Raw genomic sequence first — 25,857 nt, forward strand, 5'->3', positions numbered from 1 at the left:
GTGTCTATTAACTCAAGGTCTTGCCGGATAGTGTCTCTCAGGCAACTAGCGATGTCGGACAGTCTGACTGATCTGAATGACCACCAGCCTCGGGCATTTGCTGTTCTATTCACGATTCTTTGACAGTGCCCTCACAGGTCTTTGACTGTCCCGAGTTCAGGCTATCGATCACTTATCCACCACTTCACGGTCGCCTGAGCATGTCCCTACTGCGCCTTCTACCTGCGACGCTTCTTTTGTCGCTGGCCGCACTTTTCAACCTGACGCTGGCCCACGCTGACGACGCTGCTCTATCCCGGCCTGCGGACTGGGCTCAATCGGTGGAGGTTCAGTACAACCTCTATCAGATGTCCCCGACCCTCTATCGCAGTGCGTTGCCGGACAAGGGGGCGGTGCCGTTGCTGGAAAAACTCAAGGTCGCCACCGTCATCAACTTCCTGCCTGAACCGGACTCGAGCTGGTTGTCAAAACCCGGAATCACCCAGATACAACTGCCCTACCGCACCAATCATGTGGATGACAGTGATGTGCTCAAGGCCCTTCGCACGATTCAGAGCGCGGAGGCCAAAGGGCCTGTGCTCATGCACTGCAAACACGGCTCGGATCGCACCGGCCTGATGGCGGCGATGTACCGTGTGGTGGTGCAGGGCTGGAGTAAGGAAGATGCGCTGAGTGAAATGACTCAGGGCGGTTTTGGCGATAGCACCCACTTCAAGGACGGCATTCGCTACATGATGCAGGCCGATGTCGACAAACTTCGTACGGCGCTGGCCAATGGTGAGTGCAGCACAAGTCCGTTTGCCATGTGTTCGATGAAGAGTTGGTTCAACTCGGCCCATGTCGAGTAAGTAACACCTTCCACTGCGTTGCGCAGTGGAAGGTGTTTTTCGATACTCAGTGTTGCTCGTCAGGCTTTTTCTTCAGCTTCGGGTTCGGGAAAAACTGCACGGCCTGAACCTTGGCGTCCGGCACCTTGGGTGCCGAGGTGTTAACCCGGGTGCCCAATTCCTTGGGCACCGACAGGCCTTGTTCATTCAGCGTATCGGAATAACCGCAGGCCACACACTCACGATGTGGAACGGTATCTTCGTTCCACATCATCAACTTGTCGGGCTCGCTGCAGGCCGGGCAGACCGCCCCGGCGATAAAGCGTTTTTTGGTAATCACAGGTCCCTCACTCATGCTGCCGCGTCCTCGGTCAGGCCGCTGTGGCGCAAGAGTGCGTCAATCGATGGCGCACGGCCACGGAAGTCGACGAACAGCACCATCGGTTCCTGGGAGCCACCTCGTGCCAGGATCGCTTCGCGGAAGGCACGACCGGTCTGGGCATTGAGCACGCCGTCTTCTTCGAACTTCGAGAAGGCATCGGCCGACAATACTTCAGCCCACTTGTAGCTGTAGTAACCCGCCGCGTAGCCACCGGCGAAGATGTGGGCGAAGCTGTTGGGGAAACGGTTGTAGGCCGGTGGACGCATGACCGAAACCTCATCACGTACCCCTTCGAGCACTTGCAGCACGCTGCGGCCGTCGCCGTGAGTGGCGTGCAGCTCGAAGTCGAACAGCGAGAACTCCAGTTGGCGGACCATCATCAGTCCGGACTGGAAGTTCTTCGCCGCGAGCATTTTCTCCAGCAGATCCTGAGGCAACGGTTCGCCGGTTTCGTAATGTCCGGAAATCAGTGCCAGACCTTCCGGCTCCCAGCACCAGTTTTCCATGAACTGGCTTGGCAGCTCGACCGCATCCCAGGCCACGCCGTTGATGCCGGACACGCCAGCGTGCTCGACGCGGGTCAGCAGGTGATGCAGGCCGTGACCGAATTCATGGAACAGGGTGGTCACTTCGTCGTGGGTCAGCAGGGCTGGTTTACCGCTGTCGGCCGGGGTGAAGTTGCACACCAGGTTCGCTACCGGGCTTTGCAGCACACCATTGATTGTGCGGCGGTGATCGCGGGCGCCGTCCATCCAGGCACCGCCACGCTTGTTGGCGCGGGCATAGAGGTCGAAGAAGAAGCGGCCGACGTGCTGGCCGTTTTCCTTGATTTCGAACAGGCGAACGTCCGGGTGCCAGGTATCGAAGCCTTTCAGCTCGGCGATCTCGATGCCGTACAGCCGCTGGACGATGGCGAACAGCCCACCCAGAACCTTGTCGATCGGGAAGTACGCGCGAAGGGTTTCCTGGGCAACGCTGTAGCGCTGCTCGCGAAGTTTTTCACCGTAGAAACCGCTGTCCCAGCTTTGCAGGTCCGGGCAACCCTGTTCGGCGGCGTAGGCCTTGAGCTGCTCCAGATCCCGGACGGCGAACGGCTTGCTGCGCTTGGCCAGGTCGCGTAGGAAGCTGAGTACCTGATCGCTGGATTCGGCCATTTTGGTCGCCAGGCTCAGCTCCGAGAAGCTGGTGAAACCCAACAGTTTTGCCAGTTCCTGACGCAGGTCGAGGATTTCTTCCATGACCGGGCCGTTATCGTTCTGACCGGCATTCGGACCTTGGTCCGACGCACGGGTGCAGTAGGCGGCGTAGACTTCTTCGCGCAGGGCGCGGTCCTGGGCGTAGGTCATCACCGCGTAGTAACTCGGGAATTCCAGGGTGATCAGCCAGCCGTCGAGGTCTTTGGCTTGCGCGGCGGCGGCCATCTGCGCCTTGGCCGAATCGGTCAGGCCAGCGAGGGCGGCTTCGTCAGTGATGTGCTTGGTCCAGGCCTGAGTGGCGTCGAGCAACTGGTTGGAGAAGCGACTACCCAGCTCCGACAGTTTGCTCTGCACGTCGGCATAACGCTTTTGTTCGGCTTCAGGCAGGTCGATACCCGACAGGCGGAAGTCACGCAGGGCGTGCTCCAGGATGGTTTTCTGCGCCACGTCGAAACCGGCGGCCTCAGGACTGTTCGCCAGCGCTTCATAGGCCTGAAACAGTTCACGGTTCTGGCCCAGCTCGGTGGCGTAGGCGCTCAGGGCCGGCAGGCAGGACTCGTAAGCCTCGCGCAACTCAGCGCTGTTGCACACGGCATTGAGGTGGCTGACCGGGCTCCAGGCGGCGCCCAGACGATCGTTGAGTTCGTCCATCGCCAGCACCAGGCCGGCCCAGGTCGGTTGTTTGGCCTGGGTCTTGAGGATTTCGACAATGGCGGTGCGGTTGTCAGCCAGGATTTTTTCAATGGCCGGTTGCACGTGTTCGGCACGGATCGCCGAGAACGGCGGCAGGTCGTAGGACTGCAGAAGAGGGTTGTTCACGCTCACGGTTGGCACCTTGGCTGGAAAACATGCGGGAAGAAACATGCGCCCATCTTAATTACAATCGACGTTCACCGCAGCTATCGGCAACAGAGAGAAACCCTATCGTGACCCTTCGCAAGTATCAGAACTACACGCCGCTGTTGGGCAAAGGCGCTTTTGTCGACGGCTCGGCAGTGGTGATCGGCGACGTCGAAATCGGCGAAGACAGCTCCGTCTGGCCGCTGACGGTGATCCGCGGCGACATGCATTGCATCCGGATCGGTGCGCGCACCAGCGTGCAGGACGGCTGCGTGTTGCACATCACCCATGCAGGGCCATTCAACCCCGATGGCTTTCCGTTACTGATCGGCGACGATGTGACCATCGCGCATAAAGTCATGCTTCATGGTTGCGCCGTGGGCAACCGGATTCTGATCGGCATGGGCAGCATCGTCATGGACGGTGCGGTGGTCGAGGACGATGTGATCATCGGCGCCGGTAGCCTGGTGCCACCAGGTAAGCGCCTGGAAAGCGGTTTCCTTTATGTCGGGAGCCCGGTGAAACAGATCCGGCCGCTGACGGACAAGGAAAAAGCCTTTTTCACCTACAGTGCAGCGAATTACGTGAAGCTCAAGGACCTGCATCTGGCCGAAGGCTACGACCAGCTCTAAGCCGCTTGATAACGGAAAGCGTCTCGCTATTGCTCAGGAATTTCCATGCATTACCAAACCGTACTGTTCGACCTCGATGGCACGCTGACCGACCCGCGCGAAGGCATCACCCGCTCCATCCAGTTCGCCCTGAGCAAACTGGGTATCGATGAACCGGACCTGACCAGGCTCGAACATTTCATTGGCCCGCCATTGTTGCAGGCGTTCATGCAGTTCTATGACTTCGACGAACCCAAGGCCTGGAAGGCAGTGAACTTCTATCGTGAACGCTTCAAGGTCACCGGCCTGTATGAAAACCGCGTGTTCGACGGCGTCACGCCTCTACTGGAAACCCTCGGTGGCCAAGGGCGGCAGCTGTACATCGCGACCTCCAAGCCATGGGTTTTCGCCCGGGAAATTGCCCGGCACTTCGACTTCGCCAAGCATTTCAAGATGATTTATGGCAGTGAGCTGGATGGCACGCGGACCAACAAGGTCGAGCTGATTGCACACTTGATGGCCGAAGAAGGTCTCGACCCGGCCAATACGCTGATGATCGGCGACCGTAAGCACGACCTGATCGGTGCCCGCAGCAATGGGCTGGACGCGGCAGCGGTGGGTTATGGGTTTGGCAGCCGGGAAGAATTGAGCGCCGAAGCACCGGCGTATCACTTCGAGACGCTGGATGAGTTGCATCAGGCGTTTTTGCAGCGCTGATCAAATCCCCTCGCGGGCAAGTCCGCGAAGGGGCCCGTTCAGCCACCGGAATTCGCTGATCCTGCCAACGCCCTCAACGCCGCCTTGCGCTCCCCAACCGGCAACGTGCCTACCTTCTCCACTGCCGCATAAAACCTCACCCAATCACCATCGACCTGCCTGAACAGTGTGGTAAACGCTGGCACCCACTGGTCATACAAACCAAACGGCAGTAATCGGGCGTTGTTCATCGGGGCGTTGATCCATGCATCGTAGCGATTGTTGCCAGCCCATTGGCTGTCACGCAGGGTCCTGTACTCACGGCGCAGTTGTTCGAACTCGGCCGCTTTTCGCTCACGCATTTGGTCGGCCGGCAGCGGTAGGGCGTAAAGCCGTTCAAGCCGGGTGCGGGTGTCCAGAATCAATTGGATGAACTGGTCGCGTTGGCGTACCAACGCTCCATTGTCCGGCGGCATGTCTCGGAATGCGCGCCATTGGCGAGTGCCTTCCTGTTCGACGAACGTGGCGAAGGACTCGTTGAACTCGGTGTCGTCTTTCACATAAAAACGTTGGTGCGCGAGTTCGTGGAATATCAGCGTCGCCAACCGCTCGTCGCCCCACGCCATCATCGAGCTAATAATCGGATCGTTGAACCAACCGAGCGTCGAATAGGCCTCGACGCCGCCGATCGACACGTCCATACCTTGCAGGCGTTGCAAGGCGGCCTCACCGCGAGCAGCGCTCTGACTGTAAAAACCGCGATAAGCGACGCAGCCGGCGACGGGGAAGCAATGGTTCTGCGGCTTCAGCGAAAACTCCGGCGTGGCGAAGACATTCCAGACTACAAACGGTCGGCCGATGTCGGCGTACAAGCGGTAGCTCTGGTTGTCCGGCAGATGCAGGTGTTGGCTGGCGAACGTTCGGGCCTTTTGTGACTGGGCCAGGTGCGCACGCAATTGCCGATCGCGGTCGGGGTCGGCAATCACATTGGCAATCGGCTCCCGGGCCCGCAGCAAGTGCAGCTGACCACTGGCCAATTGGCCGTAATAGCTGACGCTCGCGCAGCCATTGAGCAACAAAAGAAAAACACCCGGAAACAAAATGCGTAAAACGCGATCAAGTAACCCAAGGCTTGGACGCGGCCTGATCAAAATAAAAAAATCCCTGGAAAGTCTGCCCGCAAGACTATCCCGCCTATTGGAGCTCCGCTATGCGCAAATTGATGCTGACGGGAGGCCTGCTGATGCTGGCCGGCTGTGCCGGATTGCCCACCCCTGATCCTTCGCAGGCCTGGATCGATCTTGATCCATTACAACAAGACGCCGCGCTGCAAGCGCTGAAAGTCGATGACAAGGCGTCCATCGACAAGCGCTACTTCCAGGTGCAGCCCGGCAGCCATGAGCTGAAGGTTCGCTATTTGTTCGCGGTCCAGCCAACCAACATTGGCCCCGATGCCGAGCCGTTGTGGCGCGACTGCCAGTTGAATGTGAAATTCAAGGACTTCAACGCCGGGCAGCGGTATCAGCTGCAAGCGGGGAATATCGGCTTTCGGCCGTGGGCAAAGCTTTATGATCAGCAGCGAAAAGTGATTGGGCAGGGTAAGCCAGCGGGCTGCCAACGCACCTGATCGGCGCTATGCTGAATGATCAGTCCTTGGGATATTCATCATGCGCAGGTTGTTGCTGTTGCTCGCTGCAGGTGCCTTTGTCGGCTGCACGAGTCCGTTGCCGGCGGTCAATCCGCAGATGGCCTGGGTCGACTTCGCTACGCCAGTTCCCGGCGGGAAACTGCTGATGGCCGATCGTCTGGACAACCAGCGGTTGAGCGATGGCCGTTACTTTCAGGTCACCCCGGGTAGTCATGAGCTCAGGGTACGTTTTGACTTTGAAGTGTTTGGCGGAGGACCGGGGTTGCTGAACACTCCTCTGGAGCGAATATGCTACCTGACCATCAATTACGACCATTTCGAGGCCGGCCAGCGTTATCTGTTGGAGGCTCGCTCCATAGCGTTCAGCCCCAGCGCCCGGCTGTATAACGCCAAGCGGGAGATTGTCGCCGAAGATCGCGAGAGCTACTGCCTCATGTGAGGCGAATCAACGGTCATTTTTTTGGTAGATGATTTTCTTCGTGCCGCCGTCGCACGTGCCGACCACCATATTCTGATCGTGCACTTCGTCGTTGGTGACGATTTCCAGGGTGTAGGACGAGACGTTATTGGCCTGGATCTTGGCTTCGATCTCAGCCTTGAGTTCCTCACACGATTTGGTTACCGCGAGAGCCGATGTGGCCAGCGTGCAACAGATAACCGCCAAGGCAAAACGTTTCATGGTTGAAGCTCCCTTGAGGCAGCGCGCACGGTGATGCGCTAAAGCTGCTGTCATTTATTCGACCACAATTACGCCAGCCATGTTTTGTTCCAACGCAAAAAAAGATCGCAGCTTTCGACAGCGCCTACCGATCAATCAATAATCCAGGCGCTGCCGACGGCTGCGATCTTTTATCGGTTTAGCTGACCAACGTCGCATCCAGGCTGATTTTCGCATTCAGCACCTTGGACACCGGGCAGCCCTCTTTGGCCTTGTTGCTCAATTCCTCGAATTGCGCCTGGGTCGCCCCAGGGATTTTCGCCTTGAGGATCAGTTTTACTGCGGTGATTGCAAAGCCGCCGTCCACCTGGTCCAGAGTGACTTCGGCATTGGTGTCGATGCTGTCGGCCTTGAGGCCGGCATCGCCGAGAATCATTGAAAATGCCATGGAGAAACAGCCCGCGTGGGCCGCACCGATCAACTCTTCCGGATTGGTGCCTTTACCGCCTTCGAAACGGGCCTTGAAGCCGTAAGGGGCTTCTCTGAGTACGCCGGTTTCCGTGGAGATTGAGCCAATGCCGGTTTTCAGGTCACCTTCCCAATGAGCCGATGCTTTCTTTGTGATAGCCATGTCTGCCTCCTCAAGATCCGGTGCGAAACGTCGCGCCTTCGTGGTTTTCGGTTACCAGGGTTCTGAGGATAGACCGTCGGGCAAAGTTCACCTCATCTGATCAGTCCTCTAATTGCACAGGAATTTTGTCTCTCCTATTGAAACTCGGGTATATGCCCTCATTGCAGAGAACACGCTTACAGACTCGGCAGGTTTTCGTTGGGAAAAACCTGCTTACCCATTGGAGAAGCAGGTTTATGAAACGACTGTCTGAGATCAAGTTTTCGACCCTCGATCTGGTGCCCGTGCGCGAGAACGGCAGTGCGGCCCAGTCTCTGCGCAATTCCCTGGACCTGGCGCAGCACGTCGAAAAATTTGGCTACAACCGCTTTTGGGTCGCCGAACACCACAATATGGACGGGATCGCCAGCTCGGCGACCTCGGTCCTGCTGGGCTATCTGGCCGGTGGCACTTCGACCATTCGTGTCGGCTCGGGGGGCGTGATGTTGCCCAACCATGCGCCGCTGGTGATCGCCGAGCAGTTCGGCACCCTTGAAAGCCTGTATCCAGGCCGGATCGACCTGGGCCTGGGGCGTGCGCCCGGCTCCGATCAAATGACCGCCCGCGCCTTGCGTCGTGAACGCTCCGGCAGCGCCGACGACTTCCCGGAAGACGTGGCCGAGTTGATGCGCTACCTCGGCCCACGCACGCCGGATCAGCGGATCATTGCCATGCCAGGTACCGGCACCAATGTCCCGGTCTGGTTGTTGGGTTCGAGCCTGTTCAGTGCGCAGCTGGCCGGTGAGCGCGGATTGCCCTACGCCTTCGCTTCACATTTCGCACCGCGCTTCATGCATGAAGCGATTCGCGTCTACCGCAACCACTTCAAGCCATCAGCGGTGTTGGATAAGCCTTACGTGATGCTCGGTGTGCCGCTGGTGGCGGCAGACACCGACGAGCAGGCCGATTACCTGGCCACTTCGGTGTACCAGCGGATTCTTGCGTTGATGCGTGGCCAGAGCCTGGTGCAACGCCCACCCGTGAAGACCATGGACGGCCTGTGGCTGCCCCATGAGAAAGAAGCGGTCGGTGATTTCCTGGGGCTGGCGATGGTCGGCAGCCCGCAGAAAATCCGCGCCAAGCTTGAGGTGCTGATCGAACAGACCCAGGCGGATGAACTGATTTTCACCTGTGACCTGTATGAACATGCCGATCGCGTGCACTCCTATGAACTGTTGGCGCAGGTCATGAAGGGCTGACACTTAAACGGCATCCACAAAAAGCCGACGCCATGGCGTCGGCTTTTCGTTATTGAGGGAAGTCAGCCCTGTTTGTAAACGATTACCTTGGAGCCCTTCTCGCATTTCCCGACGACTTTTCCACCGGCAGCAGTGCCTTTGTCGACGATCTCCAGCGTGTAATTGGAAACACCCTTGGCGTCCAGTTTTGCAGCAATTTCGGCTTTCAGCTCTTCACACGACTTGACCTGGGCAAAGGCTGTTCCCGCAAGGCTCAACAAACCTACCGCCAGAATAAACTTCTTCATGGGTTGCACTCCTTGGTCGGATCAATAGAGGGAGGGCATCCAGCTACCGGATGCGCTCATTCTGTAGCGCTTTGCTGTTTCCTATGGCATTCAGTCGTCGCGCAAGTTCAGACGGCTGGCTCAAACTCAGCTGCTGGCAATCCGGAACCCGACTTTGAGTGTCACCTGGAAGTGTGCAGCTTTGCCGTCTTTGATATGCCCGCGAGTTTCGGTCACTTCAAACCATTCCATGTACTTGAGGCTTTTGTTGGCTTCGGCCAAGGCATTGTTGATGGCGTCTTCAATGCTGCTGGTGGACGAGCCAACCAGTTCGACTTTCTTGTAGGTGTGATGGTCAGACATGGCGTTCTCCTTGAGGTGTGAAATACAGCCTAGCAGTGATTTTTCTTATTTCTTCTGTCGACCAATCCGTAGTGACGTTCAGATTTACTGCACTTTCTCGAACCCCTGAAGTCCCAACCAACACACGTCACTCATCAACAATGCAGGAGAGCCATCATGGCCAACACGTCGTTACGCAACGCCTCATTGCAAAGCATGGAAGCCGAGATCGAGAGTCTGTTGAAATCGTTGGAAAGCTTGAAGGACGACGCCTCGGACGAGTCGCGTAAAACTATCAAGACGTTGAAAAGCAACGCCGAGAACGCGCTGAAACACTCACGCCATCTGCTCACCGATGCTTATGAAGAGGTTAAGGTCAAAACCCGTGAAACCGGGATCGCGACTCGTGACTACGCCCAGGAGCACCCTTGGACTACAGCCGGTGTTGCCGTTGGTGCGCTGGGATTGCTTGCGGCCTATTTATTGTTCAAGCGCGGTCATTAAGGTGTCTGGCGCAGTTCGTTTTTAAGCCACTGCGCCAACTGCCGAGCGCGCCCGTCCGCAGCGCGCTTGGGGAGCCACAACGCCAGTTGCGCCGGGGTTTCACGGAAGCCCCATGGCGCAACCAGGCGACCGGCCTTCACGTCTTCGGCCACCAGCGGCTCGGGCGCGATGGCCACGCCCAGCCCGGCCACTGCCGCTTCCAGCAAATAATACAAATGCTCGAAGCCCTGACCGTACTTCAGCGCCTTGTCGTCGAGGCCGCTTTGCTGTGCCCAGATCGGCCAGGCTTGCGGACGTGAGGTGGTGTGCAGCAAGGGTTCGCTCAACAGTGTGCTTGCTGGTGCGTTTCGTAGCCTTTCGTAGCCGGCAAATCGCGGGCTCATGACCGGGCCGATGCGTTCGCTCACCAACTCGTAGACCTGCATATCCGCCGGCCACGGCGGCTCGGCAAACACCAGCAGGGCATCCAGACCGGGCCGTCGTGGATCGAGATCGCCTTCGCCAGCCGACAGGTGCAAGCGCAGATCCGGCAGGTCCGCATTCAGGCGCCCCAAACGCGGAATGAACCAGCGCGCCAAAAGACTGCCCGAGCAGCCGAGCACGAACGGCGCATCGGCGGTGCTTTGGGTCAGCTCGGCGCAAACGCTGCGCAAACGCTCGAAGGCTTCGCCGCTGGCATCGCGCAATCGAACGCCGGCATCTGTGAGTTTAAGGCCGCGTCCATCCTTGATGAACAGGCTCACGCCGAGGTGTTCCTCCAGTACCTTGAGTTGCCGGCTGACCGCGCCATGGGTGACGTGCAGCTGTTCGGCAGCCTGACTGACGCTGTTCAGGCGGGCAGTGGCTTCGAAGGCGCGAAGCGCGTTCAGCGGGGGGAGGTCATGGCTCATGGGATCTGTGAGTTTTCCTGACAGGTTGCGGCGATCTTATCGGTTTTCAGCGTGGGATGTCAGGGGTAGAGTGAACCCCATCGTCACCTCTCGAATACAACTGGAGCGACCCATGACCCAGACTAATCTGCGCAACGGCCCCGACGCCAACGGCCTGTTTGGCGCGTTCGGTGGCCGTTACGTCGCCGAAACCCTGATGCCGTTGATCCTCGATCTGGCCCGTGAATACGAAGCAGCCAAGGAAGATCCGGCATTCAAAGAAGAATTGGCCTACTTTCAGCGTGATTACGTCGGACGTCCAAGCCCACTGTATTTCGCCGAACGCCTGACTGAGTTCTGCGGTGGCGCGAAAATTTACCTCAAGCGCGAAGAGCTGAACCACACCGGCGCGCACAAGATCAACAACTGCATCGGCCAGATCCTGCTGGCGCGGCGCATGGGCAAGAAACGCATCATCGCCGAGACCGGCGCCGGCATGCACGGCGTGGCGACCGCCACCGTGGCCGCGCGTTTCGGCCTCGAATGCGTGATCTACATGGGCACCACTGACATCGAACGTCAGCAAGCCAACGTGTTTCGCATGAAGCTGCTGGGCGCCGAAGTGATCCCGGTAGTCGCGGGCACCGGCACCCTCAAAGACGCAATGAACGAAGCCCTGCGTGACTGGGTGACCAACGTCGACAGCACCTTCTACCTGATCGGCACCGTGGCCGGTCCGCACCCGTACCCGGCCATGGTTCGCGACTTCCAGGCCGTCATCGGCAAGGAAACCCGCGAGCAGTTGCAAGCCCAGGAAGGTCGTCTGCCAGACAGCCTGGTGGCGTGCATCGGCGGTGGTTCCAATGCAATGGGCCTGTTCCACCCGTTCCTCGATGATAAGAGCGTCGAGATCATCGGCGTCGAAGCGGCCGGTTACGGCATCGAAACCGGCAAGCACGCGGCCAGCCTGAACGGTGGCGTACCAGGCGTGCTGCACGGTAACCGTACGTTCCTGTTGCAGGACGATGATGGCCAGATCATTGACGCGCACTCGATTTCAGCCGGTCTCGACTATCCAGGCATCGGCCCGGAACACGCCTGGTTGCATGACATCGGCCGCGTCCAGTACACCTCGGTGACCGACGACGAAGCCCTCGACGCATTCCATAAGTGCTGCCGCCTGGAAGGGATTATTCCTGCACTGGAAAGCGCCCATGCCCTGGCCGAAGTGTTCAAGCGCGCACCGACCCTGCCGAAAGATCACCTGATGGTGGTCAACCTGTCCGGCCGTGGCGACAAAGACATGCAAACCGTGATGCACCACATGGAAAACTCTCAACAAGTGCAGTCCAAGCAGGAGAAACACTGATGAGCCGCCTGCAAACGCGTTTTGCCGAACTCAAGGAACAGAACCGCGCCGCCCTGGTGACCTTCGTGACCGCCGGCGATCCGAGCTATGACACGTCCCTGGCGATCCTCAAAGGCTTGCCCGGTGCCGGCGCCGACGTGATCGAGTTGGGCATGCCCTTCACTGATCCGATGGCCGATGGTCCGGCGATCCAGTTGGCCAACATTCGTGCCTTGGGCGCCAAGCAGAACCTGGCGAAAACCCTGCAAATGGTTCGCGAGTTCCGCAAAGGCAACAGCGAGACTCCGCTGGTGTTGATGGGTTACTTCAACCCGATTCACATGTACGGCGTGCCGCGTTTCATCGCTGAAGCCAAAGAAGCCGGTGTCGATGGCCTGATCGTGGTCGACATGCCGCCAGAACATAACGCTGAATTGTGCGACCCGGCACAGGCGGCGGGCCTGGACTTCATCCGTCTGACCACTCCGACGACTGACGATGGGCGTCTGCCGACCGTACTGAATGGCAGTTCCGGATTTGTTTACTACGTGTCGGTGGCGGGTGTGACCGGTGCGGGCGCGGCGACTCTGGAACATGTCGAAGAGGCCGTCACCCGTCTGCGTCGCCATACCGATCTGCCGATCAGCATCGGCTTCGGTATTCGCACACCGGAACAGGCAGCGGCAATCGCGCGTCTGGCTGATGGTGTGGTGGTGGGGTCGGCGCTGATTGATCACATCGCCAACGCCTCGACCCCTGATCAGGCTGTGGAGGGCGTACTCAGCCTGTGCGCGGCCTTGTCCGACGGCGTGCGTAAAGCGCGGGTCAGCTGAAAGTAAGAGAGGAATTAGTGCCTCGCGGCACAGCACATACAGCAAGACCGAGGGCTTCAGGACTATGTTCTGAAGCCCTTTTTGCTTTCAGGGCAACTCCAACCCACCCGCAGCCTTGTGCAACTTCCTCAAATGTTCGCCAACCTGTTTCAGGTTCTCTTCGTTGGCGGCCATTTCAGCAGCGCGGCTTGGCTCGAGCAGCGCTCGCACTTCCTTGTCGAGGTCCCCGGTCAGCACTTGAAGCTGCTTCTGACGCAGATTGCTTTCCGACTCCAGGCGCGTCCACTCGTTCGGCTGCGGCAAACCATAGCCACCGGTGCCGAGCAGTTCGGCCGGACGGCTGAGGAAGCCACTGTTGGCGAGAATCTGCTTCAAGGTCGCGTTGGCCTTATCCATGCTGCCGTTGTTCAATTCCTGAGCGCCCAGATAGCGTTGCTTCACTTCGTCCTGGGCCAATACTAATTGTTGGCGGAAGCTCGCCTGCTCCAGTAACAGCAATGCCGCGCTGGTGCGCAGGTCCGCCTGGTCAATCCATTTGCGGCGCTCATCAGCTTTCAATGCCAGCCAGTCTTCGACCTTTTCCTGCTTGATCGGCAAGTGCTTTTTCAGCACCTCGAACATCGCTTGATAACGCTCGCGGAAGGAGTCGAAGCGATAGCCCAGGCGTAACGCTTCGCGAGGGTCGTCGAGCACGCTGGTATCCGCCAGTCCACGGCTCTTGAGTACTTCCAGCAAGCCGTTGGGCATGATGCTGTCGAGCCCTGTCAGCTGGGCATTATTGCTGCCGCTGCGCAGCAGCTTCAGGCTTTCCACGGCGCAGTTGTTGGACAGGAAGAAGTAATTGCCGTCGTAACTCCAGTGCATCTCGGCGGCGTGCTCCACCACGTCTTCGATCTCGCTGCGCGACAGGTTCAGCGGTACCGAGGCCAGGCTGCGCAGTTCGGTCTTGGTGTATTCGTCGATCACCTGGGCCAGCGGCAGCACAAACAGGCGCGATGGATATTTGCCCACCAGCCCATCCCAACTCGACAACTGTACGTCGCCGACGAAGGCGCGGTAGGACAGCACCAGATGTTGATCCAGATCGAGGCGGCAATCCGGCCCGCGAGGCCGACCGGGCGCGCAGATCACCAGTCGCAGCATGCTGTGACCCCAGCGGCTGACCCAGTTCTGGTTGGCTTCTGCCAGCAGATAGTCGACGGCATACACCCGTTCCGGATCGACCTGGCCCAAGGGCTGTTTGGCGAAATCATTACCGGCATTGAGGAAGGCGAATGATCGGGCGCAGGTGTCTTTGGCGGCGGGCGCCCAGCCGAAGTGTTCTTTGTAGTAGCGATACAGCGCAGGGCGACGGCAGGCATAGCTTGGGTCGAGGAGGAAGTACTCCATGTTGACCGCGACGAACTCCTTCGGGCTGCTCGTCTCGTAGATGTCCGGGCTGCGGGCAATCTGCCGGTTGTGCTGTTCGCGCTCGCCGCGCCGACCGACGTATTGCGGCCAGCCGGCCAGATCAAGCAGGCGAGGGTCGTCGCTGAGGGTCCAGCGTCGGTCGGTCTGTCCGCGGCACTGATCCGGGATGCCGATCAGTCCGGAGCTGCTGTTACGTTGTGTGCAGCGCTGGATCAGTGTGCGCTCGGCGTCCGGCCACAGGCGTGCGCGGTCGTAGATGTGGGTGAGCTCGTGCAACACCGTGGCGAGCAGTTCCTGACGCACGGTGCCGTGGGGGCGATAGGTTTTTTTGGTCGCGGCGCTGCCGTCGGTGAGGCTGGCGAGCAGGTTGCGATTCAGGTCGAGCTCGGACACCAGTGATGCCTGGCCATAGGCATTGCTCGGCATGTTGTCAGTCCAGCCGACATCGATGTGCCGGTCCAGCTGCTCGATGAAGCGTGGCGGTAACGCCTGCATGGCTTCATCGAGCAGCGCCTGACTGGCCTGCTGTTGCGCGGGGCTCAGGCCGTCGGTCTTGAGCCGCAATTGCAAGCCGGCCTGGGCCGTGCTGCCAAGCAGCAACACAACCCCGGCCAGCAGCCAGGCGCTTAGTGATTTCACAGTGCGAGGACGGCTTCGGCGAGAACCTGATCACTGGCGTCGCGGGCTTCCGGTACGCGGGTGCGCAAGGTATCGAAGGCCGCTTCCAGGTGTGCACCACGGATTTCACCCTCGCTGGCGACGAAACTGGCCGCATCGTCGTGGGCTTCACGGACGATCTTCGAATCGCGGATGGACGTGGTGGTATCGGAAGTGAAATCAAGCGTGCGCTGGGAGGCACGAATAATCATGTTGCTGGTGGCTACCAGGGTGTGGGCCTGGGCCACGTCGGCCAATAGCAGCAGGCCAAGGGTGGCAGCAATCAGCGGGCTACGCATGGAGTGACTCCGGAGAAACAAGGATAACTATTGGACGAGAATTGCCTGCGCCAGTTCAAGGTCGCTGGCATGAAGTTTTGGCTGGGTCCGGCGCAGGTAGATCAAGGCCGATTCCAGTTGTGCTCCTCGCAGTTGGCCGTCACTGGCGATGAACGCTGCAGCGTCATCCCGGGCGGCGATCAGCATTTTATGGTCGAAGGGCGCGGAGGTCACCATGCTGGTGGCGTAACCACTGGCTACGGTGCCTTGTGTGGACAGGTTGAAAGCGTCGAAGGCATGGGCCGAACCCGACCAGCAGGCCGCGAGAAAAACCGGAGTGATCAACAGACTTGAAAGAAAACGCATGAGGCTCGATAGCTGAAAGCGAGCCCCAAGGCTAGCGCAATGCCCGGGCTAGAGCCAGCGTCGAAACATCGGGACACGACGGGCGTGTCCCGGTTCAGCGCAGTTGCCTAGATCGTCAGGATGGCCTGGGCCAGCTGTGCGTCGGTCGCATTCAGTTGTGGAGCCTGTTGGCGGATATGGTTGAGCGCGCTTTCCAGTTTCACGCCACGGATGGCACCTTCACTGGCAACGAAGCTGGCGGCATCATCACGGGCAGCACGGACGATTTTGTTGTCGCGAAAGGAGGACGAGACATCCGAAGTCGCGTCGGAGGAAGCCTTCAGGCCATTAACGATGGAGTCGGTGGTCACGATAAAACTGGAGGCGTGGGCATTGGCAGCCATGGCAAGCAGGGCTGCAGCGCTGAGCAGGCGAAGGGGGGACATGAGGTAGCTCCTTTGGATAGACCGATAGAGAGGTGGCAAAGGATCAGACGCCTGTCGTCTTAAAGCGTTCGCCACGTTTTATACAGATATTAGGCCTGCGTACATCGGTTAGAACAGTCCCGCTTGTTCATGCAGGCGAGCGCAGACACCCTTAGAATAAACTGTACTGGTTGTTTTTTTATATTTAAAAACTGTAACTGTCGGTAATTTTCTCTTCTGTACGCCCCCAATATGAAGCCCTAAAACGACAAAACCCGTCGTGGTTTCCCACGACGGGTTCTGTTTGTTCAATTCGGGTTGCTGGCGGTGGACCCGGTGGGTCAGAGCCAGCGACGCTAACTTAGCGCCAGAACGGCTTGCTCAGCTCTTCGTAGCGTTGTGCTTCGCTAATCCCGGCGTCAGCCAGCAGACGCGAATCCAGGCGAGCCAGTTGATGGCGGCTGGAGATGCGGCGCTGCCACAGCATCAGGTTGGCGATAACGCGCAAAGGCAGGGAAGCCTGGGTTTTTGCAGCAGTGTCTTCGAAGAACAGTTCGGAACTGAGTGTACGTTCCATGGTTGACATCCTTCCGCTTATGGCGGGATTAGGTAGTGGTTTAACTTTGACTGATGCCAATGATCCTCTCGTTTGGCCAGTCTCTGTAGATACAGTTCACCTGTATTGTGAGAGACCAGTTAACTGTTAAACGGTGGTGTACTGGTCTAAATTGAGGCAACTGTACCTATTGGCACCATTATGGTGCATTTATAGGGCTTTGGCTGGAAAAGGTAGGCAATTACGGTAGGAAAAGACCGGTACAGCAGTACAGTTTTTGATTGAAAGGAATGCTGCAACAGCGAGCTGACGAAACTGTGTTTGCGTCAGCTGCTATCTGTATCAATTACACCGCCAGCATGCGCCCGGTTTCTTCCAGGTTCATGTGCCAGCTCAGTGCGTCACGCAGGATATGCGGGGTATGCCCGCCGACCGCGCAAGCAGCAGTGAAGTAGTCATTCAGGGCTGGGCGATAGTCCGGGTGCACACAGTTGTCGATGATGACGCGGGCACGCTCACGCGGCGCCAGGCCTCGGAGGTCGGCCAGGCCGATCTCGGTCACGAGAATATCGACGTCATGTTCTGTGTGGTCGACGTGGCTGACCATGGGGACCACGCTGGAAATCGCCCCGCCCTTGGCGATCGACTTGGTGACAAAAATCGCCAGGTGCGCATTGCGCGCGAAGTCGCCCGAGCCGCCGATGCCATTCATCATCCGCGTGCCGCAGACGTGAGTGGAGTTGACGTTGCCGTACAGGTCGAACTCCAGCGCGGTGTTGATGCCGATGATGCCCAGGCGCCGCACCACTTCGGGGTGATTGGAGATTTCCTGGGGGCGCAGCACCAGCTTGTCCTTATAGTGCTCCAGATTCCCGAATACATCGGCATTGCGCCGGCTCGACAGGGTGATCGAACTGCCCGAAGCGAAGCTCAACTTGCCGGCGTCGATCAAATCGAAAGTCGAATCCTGCAGCACTTCGGAGTACATGGTCAGGTCTTCAAATGGCGAGTCGATCAAGCCGCACATCACCGAATTGGCGATGGTGCCGATTCCGGCTTGCAGTGGGCCGAGTTTGTTGGTCATGCGACCGGCAGCCACTTCTTGCTTGAAGAAGTCGATCAGGTGGTCGGCGATGGCCTGGGTGTCCACATCCGGCGGCAGCACAGTAGAGGGCGAGTCGGATTGATTAGTGATCACGATCGCGACGATTTTTTCCGGCGGTATCGGGATGGCAGTGCTGCCGATACGGTCATCGACCTTCACCAGTGGAATCGGCGTGCGGGTCGGCCGGTAGGTAGGGATATAGATGTCGTGCAAGCCTTCGAGATTCGGGTTGTGCGCCAGATTGATCTCGACGATCACGTGTTTGGCGAAAATCGCGAAGCTGGCCGAGTTGCCCACCGAGGTGGTCGGCACGATATGGCCCTGCTCGGTGATCGCCACGGCTTCGATCACCGCGATGTCCGGCAGCTTGAGTTGCTGGTTACGCAGCTGCTCTACGGTTTCCGACAGGTGCTGGTCGATGAACATGACTTCGCCGGCATTGATCGCCTTGCGCAGAGTGCTGTCCACCTGGAACGGCATGCGTCGCGACAGTACGCCGGCTTCAGTCAGCTGTTTGTCGAGGTCGTTGCCCAGGCTGGCGCCGGTCATCAAGCTTATTTTCAGCGGCGTGACCTTGGCGCGCTCGGCCAGTGCATGAGGCACGGCCTTGGCTTCGCCGGCTCGGGTAAAGCCGCTCATGCCGACGGTCATGCCGTCCTGAATCAGAGCGGCAGCGTCGGCGGCGCTCATTACCTTGTCCAACAATGAAGGCAAGCGAATACGGTCACGGTACATGATTGTTATCTCGGGCAACGGAAGCAAGGTGCGCAGTCTAGTGAATTCGAGCGGTGCCCGTCCCGCTACCAAGGTCGCATTCGGGGCGTCTATTCCGGTGCTTTCAGGCAAAACACCTTTGCAGGATCGGTAATAGACGCAAACAAAAACGCCCCGACGAGTCGGGGCGTTCAGGTTGCCGAAGGGTTTTACTCGACGGCTTTAACCATGTCTTCGATGACTTTCTTGGCGTCGCCGAAAACCATCATGGTCTTGTCCAGATAGAACAACTCGTTGTCCAGACCGGCATAGCCGCTGGCCATCGAGCGCTTGTTGACGATGATGGTCTTGGCCTTGAACGCTTCGAGAATCGGCATGCCGGCAATCGGCGATTTCGGGTCGTTCTTGGCTGCCGGGTTCACCACGTCGTTGGCGCCGAGCACCAGCACCACGTCGGCCTGGCCGAACTCGGAGTTGATGTCTTCCATCTCGAACACCTGGTCGTAAGGCACTTCGGCCTCGGCCAGCAATACGTTCATGTGGCCAGGCATCCGGCCGGCAACCGGGTGAATCGCATACTTCACGGTTACGCCGCGGTGGCTCAGTTTCTCGGTCAGCTCTTTCAAGGCGTGCTGCGCCCGTGCTACCGCCAGGCCATAGCCTGGAACGATGATCACGGTGTCGGCGTTGGTCAGCAGGAAGGTGGCGTCATCAGCCGAACCGGATTTCACCGGACGGGCTTCTTTGGAGCCCGCCGGGCCAGCATCCGCGGTGTTGCCGAAGCCGCCGAGCAGTACGTTGAAGAACGAACGGTTCATCGCCTTGCACATGATGTACGAGAGGATCGCACCGCTTGAGCCCACCAGCGAGCCGGCAATGATCAGCATCGAGTTGTTCAGCGAGAAGCCGATACCCGCTGCCGCCCAACCGGAGTAGCTGTTGAGCATCGACACCACGACGGGCATGTCGGCGCCGCCGATCGGGATGATGATCAGCACGCCCATCACGAAGGCCAGGATCAGCATCAGGGCAAAGGCGCTGAAGTTGCCGGTCAGCATGAACGTGACACCCAGTGCCAGCGTCGCCAGACCCAGCAGCAGGTTCAGTTTGTGCTGACCGCTGAACTGTACTGGTGCGCCCTGGAACAGGCGGAACTTGTACTTGCCCGACAGCTTGCCAAACGCGATCACCGAACCGGAGAAGGTGATTGCACCGATGGCCGCGCCGAGGAACAGCTCCAGACGGTTACCCGCCGGAATCGAATCGCCCAGATGTTTAACGATGCCCAACGACTGCGGCTCGACGACGGCTGCAATGGCGATGAACACCGCTGCCAGACCGATCATGCTGTGCATGAAGGCGACCAGCTCCGGCATTTTGGTCATTTCAACGCGCTTGGCCATGATCGAGCCGGCGGTACCGCCGGCCAGCAGACCGACGATGACGTAGCCGATGCCGGCGGTAGCACCGCCTTGCTCAATGGAGAGCGCCGCCAGCTTATAGATGAGACCGATGGTGGTGAGGATCGCCAAGGCCATGCCGAGCATGCCGTACACGTTGCCGCGCCGCGACGTGGTCGGGTGCGACAGGCCTTTGAGGGCCTGGATGAAGCAGATCGACGCGATCAGGTACAGCGTCGTTACCAGGTTCATGCTCATTACTTGGGCGCCTCTTCTTTTACGGCTTTCGGGGCTTTTTTCTTGAACATCTCAAGCATGCGACGGGTGACCAGGAAACCACCGAACACGTTCACGGCCGCCAGAGCCACCGCCAGGGTGCCCATGGTTTTGCCCAATGGTGTTACGGTCAAAGCAGCCGCCAGCATCGCGCCGACGATCACAATCGCCGAAATGGCGTTGGTCACCGCCATCAATGGCGTGTGCAGTGCAGGTGTAACGTTCCAGACCACGTGATAACCGACATAAATCGCCAGCACGAAGATGATCAGGTTGTAGATACCGGGGGAGATAAGCTCTTCCATCGTCTGAATCCCTGCTTAGGCGTTTTTGCGGATGACTTGGCCGTCGCGGCACATCAGGCACGCGGCGACGATGTCGTCTTCTAGGTTCACTTCGAACTGGCCTTCCTTGTTGAAGACCAGCTTCAGGAAGTCCAGCAGGTTGCGTGCGTACAGCGCCGAAGCGTCTGCCGCCACCGCACCGGCCAGATTGGTCGGGCCGACAATGGTCACGCCATTCGAGACCACGACCTGGTCCGCCACGGTCAGCGGGCAGTTGCCGCCCTGGGCTGCAGCGAGGTCGACAACCACCGAGCCTGGCTTCATCTGCGCCACGGTTTCGGCGCTGAGCAGCGTCGGCGCCTTGCGACCCGGGATCAGTGCCGTGGTGATGACGATGTCAGCCTGCTTGGCGCGTTCGTGTACGGCCAGGGCCTGACGCTGCATCCAGCTGGCCGGCATGGGGCGCGCATAGCCGCCGACGCCGACGGCGCATTCGCGCTCTTCATCGGTTTCGTACGGCACGTCGACGAATTTCGCACCCAGGGATTCAATTTGCTCCTTCACCGCAGGACGCACATCGGACGCTTCGATCACGGCACCCAGACGTTTTGCCGTGGCAATCGCCTGCAAGCCGGCCACACCGGCACCGAGAATCAGCACGCGCGCCGCTTTCACAGTGCCCGCGGCGGTCATCAACATCGGCATGAAGCGTGGGTAGTAGTGAGCGGCCAGCAGCACGGATTTATAGCCGGCGATGTTCGCTTGGGAGGACAGCACATCCAGGCTCTGGGCGCGGGAGGTGCGTGGCGCAGCTTCCAGCGCAAACGCGGTAATGCCGCATTCGGCCAGTTTGGCGATGGTTTCATTGCTGAACGGGTTGAGCATGCCGACCACTACGGTGCCGCTCTTGATCAGCGTCAGTTCGCTGTCGCTGGGGGCGACCACCTTGAGAATCAGCTCGGCACCAAACGCATCGTTGGCGCTGCCAATGGTTGCGCCTGCCGCTTCATAAGCACTGTCGACAACGCTGGCGTTAATGCCGGCGCCGCTTTGTACAGTGACCTTATGACCCTGGCCGATCAGCTTCTTGATGGTTTCCGGGGTTGCAGCAACCCGTGTTTCACCCGTCTGGGTTTCGAGAGGAACACCAATGTGCACGTCAAATCTCCTGCGTGATCTTATTGAGTAAACCCAGGCACTTCGGATGGTGCGGCTGGGGCGGCCGATCAGCACGACCCCACCAAATCAGGGCGGGGCGCGGCATTTTGCAGGCGAACTTTGTGCCCTTCAAGGGATTATGACGGGTGACGGAAAATTAACTACAAGTCACCCCGTGACCGAATGTCGCACCTTTCCGTTAAATCCCTTGCAGGCCGTGGCTTCTAAGGATTTTTGCCAAAATTCAAGAATTTACACATCCGCACGGTGAATAGGTTGTCATTGCCTGCCAATAGAGGCTCAAGGCCACGTACTCAAACGCTTGTGGGACGTTTGTGCTGTTTGTCGGTACAGTCTGTCAATATGCGACAAATACTTATATCTGTAGTGCTTTTGTTTTGCTGACTACGCGGTCAGCTAATGGCTGTGAGCCTTTATCCTTCTAGGTTGTAGCTGTGTGCCTGATTCACCAGCCAATCGCGAAATGCCTTTAAAGAGGCTGATTCGACCTTTCGATCAGGAATCATCAGGTAGTAGGCCTTGATGCTCGATAGTGCTTGGGTATTGGCAATGACCAGACGCTTCTCTGCCAATTCGCGCTGAATCAGGAAAGGCGGAATCAGCGCGATCCCCATGTCATGCATCGCTGCTTGGGCGAGCATGGAGAATAGCTCGTAACGCGGCCCTGTCATGTCTCGCGGGATATTCAGGTTCTGGGAGTTGAACCATTGGCGCCAGGCATAAGGGCGAGTGGTCTGTTGCAGCAAGGGCAGCTCGGCGATTTCACCGGGGCTCAGGTTGGTTTTTTGGCCCAGCAGCGTGGGGCTGCACACCGGCATCGGGTTCTCGCCCATTAACCTGTGGGATTCGGTACCTGGCCAGTCCGCGTCGCCGAAATAAATGGCGGCGTCGAAGTCGGTGTCGGCAAACAGGAAGGGGCGCGTACGGTTGGTGAGGTTGACCGTTACCTCCGGGTGTTTGTGCTGGAAATCCTTGAGACGTGGCAGCAGCCATTGAGTGCCAAAGGTCGGAACCACCGCCAGTTCGATCGAGTTGGCGCCTTGCTGGCCCATCACTGACAAAGTGTCCCGTTCCACCGCGTCGAGTTGGGTGGCCACCCTGCGACTGTAGGAAAGCCCGGCTTCTGTCAGCTTCACTCCGCGCCGTGAACGCCGGAACAGCTCGACATTGAGGAACTCCTCGAGGCTGGCTATCTGTCGGCAAATCGCTCCCTGAGTGAGAGAAAGCTCCTGGGCAGCCTTGGTAAAGCTCTCGTGGCGCGCTGCCGCTTCAAAGCTGATCAGGGCTGTTGTGCTGGGGATCTTCCTGCGCATGTACGTCAACCTCACTAATGCATTGCATAAAGGCGATTTTGCAACGTTTCGAAGTGAGAAATTAGCACAACAGTATGCGAAAACCTCGTTTGCCGGGACGCCGAACCCGGCCTAGGATCAATCCACGTTATTTGACCCGATTCGAGAGGACTCACTCATGGGCGGTAAAGCTAGCTTCAACTGGATCGATCCCCTGTTGCTGGATCAACAGCTCACTGAAGAAGAACGCATGATTCGCGACACGGCCGAGCAGTTTGCTCAGCAGAAGCTCGCACCGCGTGTTCTCGAAGCTTTCCGTCACGAGAAGACTGACCCGGCGATCTTCCGTGAGATGGGTGAGGTGGGTCTGCTGGGTGCGACCATCCCTGAGCAATACGGTGGCAGCGGCCTGAACTATGTCAGCTACGGCCTGATTGCCCGTGAGGTCGAGCGTGTCGACTCCGGCTATCGCTCGATGATGAGTGTGCAGTCTTCGCTGGTCATGGTTCCGATCAATGAATTCGGTACCGAAGCACAGAAGCAGAAATACCTGCCGAAGCTGGCCACGGGTGAATGGATTGGTTGCTTCGGTCTGACCGAGCCCAACCACGGCTCCGACCCGGGCGCGATGATTACGCGTGCACGCAAAGTGGAAGGTGGCTACAGCCTCACCGGCAGCAAGATGTGGATCACCAACAGTCCGATCGCTGATGTATTCGTGGTTTGGGCCAAGGACGACGCGGGCGACATTCGTGGTTTTGTGCTTGAGAAGGGCTGGAAAGGTCTGAGCGCTCCGGCGATACACGGCAAGGTCGGCTTGCGAGCATCCATCACCGGCGAGATCGTCATGGACAACGTGTTTGTTCCTGAAGAGAACATTTTCCCGGATGTCCGTGGCTTGAAAGGCCCTTTTACCTGCCTTAACTCGGCGCGTTACGGTATTTCCTGGGGTGCACTGGGCGCTGCCGAGTTCTGCTGGCACACCGCTCGCCAGTACACCCTGGATCGTCAGCAATTTGGTCGTCCATTGGCGGCCACTCAGTTGATTCAGAAGAAGCTGGCCGACATGCAGACCGAAATCACTCTGGCGCTGCAAGGCTGCCTGCGTCTGGGACGAATGAAAGATGAAGGTACTGCTGCGGTCGAGATCACTTCGATGATGAAGCGCAACTCCTGCGGCAAGTCCCTCGACATCGCTCGCATGGCGCGCGACATGCTGGGTGGCAACGGTATCTCCGATGAGTTCGGTGTGGCTCGCCACCTGGTCAACCTGGAAGTGGTGAATACCTATGAAGGTACGCATGACGTCCATGCGCTGATCCTCGGTCGCGCGCAGACCGGCCTCCAGGCGTTCTATTAATAGGAGAACGGCCATGGGCGCGCTTTCGCATCTACGGGTACTGGATTTGTCGCGGGTGCTCGCCGGGCCTTGGGCCGGGCAGATCCTTGCGGACCTTGGCGCTGACGTCATCAAGGTCGAGCGCCCGGGTAATGGCGATGACACGCGTGCCTGGGGGCCTCCGTTCCTTAAGGACGCTTATGGCGAGAACACCAGCGAAGCGGCCTATTACTTGTCCGCCAACCGCAACAAGCAATCGGTGACCATCGACTTCACGCGACCAGAGGGGCAGCGGCTGGTGCGTGAGTTGGCGGCGAAGTCGGATATCCTCATCGAGAACTTCAAGGTCGGTGGTCTTGCGGCATATGGGCTGGACTACGAGTCGCTAAAGGTGGCCAATCCGAAGCTGATCTATTGCTCGATTACCGGGTTCGGTCAGACCGGCCCGTATGCCAAGCGTGCGGGTTATGACTTCATGATCCAGGGCTTGGGCGGTCTGATGAGTTTGACCGGTCGCCCCGAAGGAGATGAAGGTGCAGGCCCGGTGAAAGTTGGCGTGGCGCTGACAGACATTCTGACTGGGCTCTATTCAACGGTAGCGATCCTGGCTGCGCTGGCTCATCGGGATCATGGTGGCGGCGGTCAGCACATTGATATGGCATTGCTGGACGTTCAGGTGGCGTGTCTGGCGAACCAGGCGATGAACTACCTGACTACGGGCATTGCGCCTAAGCGCCTGGGCAACGCCCATCCGAATATCGTGCCTTATCAGGACTTCCCTACAGCCGATGGCGACTTCATCCTTACCGTGGGTAATGATGGGCAGTTCCGCAAATTTGCGGAGGTGGCCGGGCAGCCGCAGTGGGCGGATGATCCGCGTTTTGCGACCAATAAGTTAAGGGTGGCAAATCGGGCGGTGCTGATCCCGCTGATCCGCCAGGCGACCGTGTTCAAGACCACTGCTGAATGGGTGACGCAGTTGGAGCAGGCAGGCGTGCCGTGTGGGCCGATCAATGATTTGGCCCAGGTGTTTGCCGACCCTCAGGTTCAGGCTCGAGGGTTGGCTATTGAGCTGCCTCATGCTTTGGCCGGGATCGTACCTCAAGTTGCGAGCCCGATACGCCTGTCCGAGACGCCAGTGGAGTACCGTAGCGCACCTCCTTTATTGGGTGAGCACACGCTGGAGGTTTTGCAGCGGGTATTGGGTCTGGATGCCGGTGCAGTCGCTGCTTTCAAAGAGGCGGGGGTGCTCTGAAGTCCTCTTCTATATAGAAGGAGTGGTTTTGCTCTCCTCTATAAGAAGGAAAACGGGCGGTTTTCCGGCTTTCTGCAAGCTATTGATAGAAAAGCCAAATTAGAGGTTGACGGCAGATTCTGGACGTCTATAATTCGCCCCACTTCCGGCGCAGTCGAAACGGAAAACTCCTTGGTAAACAACGAGTTACGCAGTTTTCGACAGCGGTTACGCTTCAGTTCATCGAAGCCAGAAGGAGTTGGTAGGGCATGATGTTGTCGCCTTATTGACGGTTCGATCTTCTCGGTCGAAAGCGGAGAAAAAGAGGTGTTGACAGCAGCGACTAACGCTGTAGAATTCGCCTCCCGCTAACGAGAGATCGGAAGCGCAAGTGGTTGAAGTTGCAAAGGAAACTTTGAAAGCTTCTGAAAATAACCGCTTGACAGCAACAGGGGCTGCTGTAGAATGCGCGCC

General features: G+C 58.6%; 29 protein-coding genes. 11 read left to right on the plus strand and 18 right to left on the minus strand.

Going from position 1 to position 25,857, the window contains the following annotated elements:
* Positions 1-200: 200 nt before the first annotated feature.
* Complete coding sequence (locus tag FFH90_RS01490) at positions 201-848, plus strand: dual specificity protein phosphatase family protein (RefSeq protein WP_064615691.1); 648 nt, start codon at positions 201-203, stop codon at positions 846-848.
* 46 nt (positions 849-894) lie between these two features.
* Here FFH90_RS01490 and FFH90_RS01495 read toward each other — a convergent pair whose 3' ends face one another.
* Positions 895-1,182, minus strand: coding sequence for a YheV family putative zinc ribbon protein (locus FFH90_RS01495; RefSeq protein ID WP_064615693.1), 288 nt, complete (start codon positions 1,180-1,182; stop codon positions 895-897).
* Entirely contained in the window at positions 1,179-3,230 is a 2,052-nt protein-coding gene (gene prlC, locus FFH90_RS01500) for an oligopeptidase A (RefSeq protein ID WP_138866585.1), read from the minus strand. The genes FFH90_RS01495 and prlC overlap by 4 nt, the downstream gene beginning before the upstream one ends.
* Before the next feature lie 101 nt (positions 3,231-3,331).
* Between prlC and FFH90_RS01505 the strand changes: the two genes are divergently transcribed.
* On the plus strand, positions 3,332-3,877 hold the full coding sequence (locus FFH90_RS01505; RefSeq protein ID WP_138866586.1) for a gamma carbonic anhydrase family protein: 546 nt from the start codon (positions 3,332-3,334) through the stop codon (positions 3,875-3,877).
* Positions 3,878-3,922: 45 nt separating this feature from the next.
* The gene (locus tag FFH90_RS01510; RefSeq protein WP_138866587.1) at positions 3,923-4,573 is read left to right on the plus strand and encodes an HAD family hydrolase; all 651 of its coding nucleotides are present in this window, start codon (positions 3,923-3,925) and stop codon (positions 4,571-4,573) included.
* A gap of 38 nt (positions 4,574-4,611) precedes the next feature.
* Here the strand turns inward: FFH90_RS01510 and FFH90_RS01515 are convergent, their stop codons facing one another.
* Entirely contained in the window at positions 4,612-5,703 is a 1,092-nt protein-coding gene (locus FFH90_RS01515) for an aminopeptidase (RefSeq protein WP_138866588.1), read from the minus strand.
* Positions 5,704-5,762: 59 nt separating this feature from the next.
* On the opposite strand from FFH90_RS01515, the gene FFH90_RS01520 reads away from it, so the two are divergent.
* Positions 5,763-6,179 carry a hypothetical protein gene (locus FFH90_RS01520; RefSeq protein WP_018927245.1) on the plus strand — a complete coding sequence of 139 codons (417 nt, stop codon included), beginning with the start codon at positions 5,763-5,765 and terminating at the stop codon, positions 6,177-6,179.
* 40 nt (positions 6,180-6,219) lie between these two features.
* Positions 6,220-6,639 (plus strand): hypothetical protein, encoded by a 420-nt coding sequence (locus FFH90_RS01525; protein ID WP_064615701.1) that lies wholly within the window; start codon positions 6,220-6,222, stop codon positions 6,637-6,639.
* A gap of 6 nt (positions 6,640-6,645) precedes the next feature.
* Here FFH90_RS01525 and FFH90_RS01530 read toward each other — a convergent pair whose 3' ends face one another.
* Positions 6,646-6,879: a DUF1161 domain-containing protein gene (locus tag FFH90_RS01530; RefSeq protein WP_018927243.1), complete on the minus strand. Its 234-nt coding sequence runs from the start codon at positions 6,877-6,879 to the stop codon at positions 6,646-6,648.
* Positions 6,880-7,057: 178 nt separating this feature from the next.
* On the minus strand, positions 7,058-7,489 hold the full coding sequence (locus FFH90_RS01535; protein WP_008152515.1) for an OsmC family protein: 432 nt from the start codon (positions 7,487-7,489) through the stop codon (positions 7,058-7,060).
* Positions 7,490-7,725: 236 nt separating this feature from the next.
* Here FFH90_RS01535 and FFH90_RS01540 point away from each other — a divergent pair, with 236 nt between their 5' ends.
* Positions 7,726-8,727, plus strand: a complete 1,002-nt coding sequence (locus tag FFH90_RS01540; RefSeq protein WP_064615703.1) for an LLM class flavin-dependent oxidoreductase — start codon at positions 7,726-7,728, stop codon at positions 8,725-8,727.
* 62 nt (positions 8,728-8,789) lie between these two features.
* On the opposite strand, the gene FFH90_RS01545 is transcribed toward FFH90_RS01540, so the two are convergent.
* Positions 8,790-9,014, minus strand: a complete 225-nt coding sequence (locus FFH90_RS01545) for a DUF1161 domain-containing protein (RefSeq protein ID WP_018927241.1) — start codon at positions 9,012-9,014, stop codon at positions 8,790-8,792.
* A 126-nt stretch (positions 9,015-9,140) separates the two neighbouring features.
* Positions 9,141-9,356, minus strand: a complete 216-nt coding sequence (locus FFH90_RS01550; RefSeq protein WP_018927240.1) for a dodecin — start codon at positions 9,354-9,356, stop codon at positions 9,141-9,143.
* A gap of 156 nt (positions 9,357-9,512) precedes the next feature.
* Here FFH90_RS01550 and FFH90_RS01555 point away from each other — a divergent pair, with 156 nt between their 5' ends.
* A complete protein-coding gene (locus tag FFH90_RS01555; RefSeq protein WP_064615705.1) occupies positions 9,513-9,839 on the plus strand; it encodes a YqjD family protein in 327 nt (108 codons plus the stop codon).
* Here the strand turns inward: FFH90_RS01555 and FFH90_RS01560 are convergent.
* Complete coding sequence (locus FFH90_RS01560; RefSeq protein ID WP_018927238.1) at positions 9,836-10,729, minus strand: LysR family transcriptional regulator; 894 nt, start codon at positions 10,727-10,729, stop codon at positions 9,836-9,838. The two genes, FFH90_RS01555 and FFH90_RS01560, sit on opposite strands and share 4 nt — an antisense overlap.
* A 112-nt stretch (positions 10,730-10,841) precedes the next feature.
* Here FFH90_RS01560 and trpB point away from each other — a divergent pair, with 112 nt between their 5' ends.
* Entirely contained in the window at positions 10,842-12,077 is a 1,236-nt protein-coding gene (trpB, locus tag FFH90_RS01565) for a tryptophan synthase subunit beta (RefSeq protein ID WP_018927237.1), read from the plus strand.
* On the plus strand, positions 12,077-12,889 hold the full coding sequence (gene trpA, locus FFH90_RS01570; protein WP_018927236.1) for a tryptophan synthase subunit alpha: 813 nt from the start codon (positions 12,077-12,079) through the stop codon (positions 12,887-12,889). Before trpB ends, trpA begins: the two co-directional genes overlap by 1 nt.
* A gap of 87 nt (positions 12,890-12,976) precedes the next feature.
* Here the strand turns inward: trpA and FFH90_RS01575 are convergent, their stop codons facing one another.
* The 10 genes from FFH90_RS01575 to FFH90_RS01620 form a co-directional block, all read right to left on the minus strand.
* A complete protein-coding gene (locus FFH90_RS01575) occupies positions 12,977-14,938 on the minus strand; it encodes a DUF4105 domain-containing protein (RefSeq protein WP_064615709.1) in 1,962 nt (653 codons plus the stop codon).
* Positions 14,935-15,255 carry a DUF2388 domain-containing protein gene (locus FFH90_RS01580; RefSeq protein ID WP_111453141.1) on the minus strand — a complete coding sequence of 107 codons (321 nt, stop codon included), beginning with the start codon at positions 15,253-15,255 and terminating at the stop codon, positions 14,935-14,937. Before FFH90_RS01580 ends, FFH90_RS01575 begins: the two co-directional genes overlap by 4 nt.
* Before the next feature lie 27 nt (positions 15,256-15,282).
* The gene (locus FFH90_RS01585) at positions 15,283-15,600 is read right to left on the minus strand and encodes a DUF2388 domain-containing protein (RefSeq protein ID WP_018927233.1); all 318 of its coding nucleotides are present in this window, start codon (positions 15,598-15,600) and stop codon (positions 15,283-15,285) included.
* 107 nt (positions 15,601-15,707) lie between these two features.
* A complete protein-coding gene (locus FFH90_RS01590; protein ID WP_064615713.1) occupies positions 15,708-16,025 on the minus strand; it encodes a DUF2388 domain-containing protein in 318 nt (105 codons plus the stop codon).
* Positions 16,026-16,365: 340 nt separating this feature from the next.
* Positions 16,366-16,581 carry a DUF1127 domain-containing protein gene (locus FFH90_RS01595; protein ID WP_018927231.1) on the minus strand — a complete coding sequence of 72 codons (216 nt, stop codon included), beginning with the start codon at positions 16,579-16,581 and terminating at the stop codon, positions 16,366-16,368.
* A 325-nt stretch (positions 16,582-16,906) separates the two neighbouring features.
* The gene (locus FFH90_RS01600) at positions 16,907-18,400 is read right to left on the minus strand and encodes an acetyl-CoA hydrolase/transferase family protein (RefSeq protein ID WP_064615715.1); all 1,494 of its coding nucleotides are present in this window, start codon (positions 18,398-18,400) and stop codon (positions 16,907-16,909) included.
* Positions 18,401-18,588: 188 nt separating this feature from the next.
* A complete protein-coding gene (locus FFH90_RS01605; RefSeq protein WP_018927229.1) occupies positions 18,589-20,037 on the minus strand; it encodes an NAD(P)(+) transhydrogenase (Re/Si-specific) subunit beta in 1,449 nt (482 codons plus the stop codon).
* Positions 20,037-20,360 carry an NAD(P) transhydrogenase subunit alpha gene (locus FFH90_RS01610; protein ID WP_003187010.1) on the minus strand — a complete coding sequence of 108 codons (324 nt, stop codon included), beginning with the start codon at positions 20,358-20,360 and terminating at the stop codon, positions 20,037-20,039. Before FFH90_RS01610 ends, FFH90_RS01605 begins: the two co-directional genes overlap by 1 nt.
* A gap of 15 nt (positions 20,361-20,375) precedes the next feature.
* The gene (locus tag FFH90_RS01615) at positions 20,376-21,497 is read right to left on the minus strand and encodes a Re/Si-specific NAD(P)(+) transhydrogenase subunit alpha (RefSeq protein ID WP_018927228.1); all 1,122 of its coding nucleotides are present in this window, start codon (positions 21,495-21,497) and stop codon (positions 20,376-20,378) included.
* A 434-nt stretch (positions 21,498-21,931) separates the two neighbouring features.
* A complete protein-coding gene (locus FFH90_RS01620) occupies positions 21,932-22,831 on the minus strand; it encodes a LysR family transcriptional regulator (protein WP_018927227.1) in 900 nt (299 codons plus the stop codon).
* 157 nt (positions 22,832-22,988) lie between these two features.
* Here FFH90_RS01620 and FFH90_RS01625 point away from each other — a divergent pair, with 157 nt between their 5' ends.
* Positions 22,989-24,170 carry an acyl-CoA dehydrogenase gene (locus FFH90_RS01625; RefSeq protein WP_018927226.1) on the plus strand — a complete coding sequence of 394 codons (1,182 nt, stop codon included), beginning with the start codon at positions 22,989-22,991 and terminating at the stop codon, positions 24,168-24,170.
* A 13-nt stretch (positions 24,171-24,183) separates the two neighbouring features.
* Positions 24,184-25,404 carry a CaiB/BaiF CoA-transferase family protein gene (locus FFH90_RS01630; protein WP_111453142.1) on the plus strand — a complete coding sequence of 407 codons (1,221 nt, stop codon included), beginning with the start codon at positions 24,184-24,186 and terminating at the stop codon, positions 25,402-25,404.
* Positions 25,405-25,857 lie beyond the last annotated feature (453 nt).

This window comes from Pseudomonas sp. ATCC 43928 (genome assembly GCF_005938665.2).
In the GTDB taxonomy this organism is placed as follows: Bacteria; Pseudomonadota; Gammaproteobacteria; order Pseudomonadales; family Pseudomonadaceae; genus Aquipseudomonas.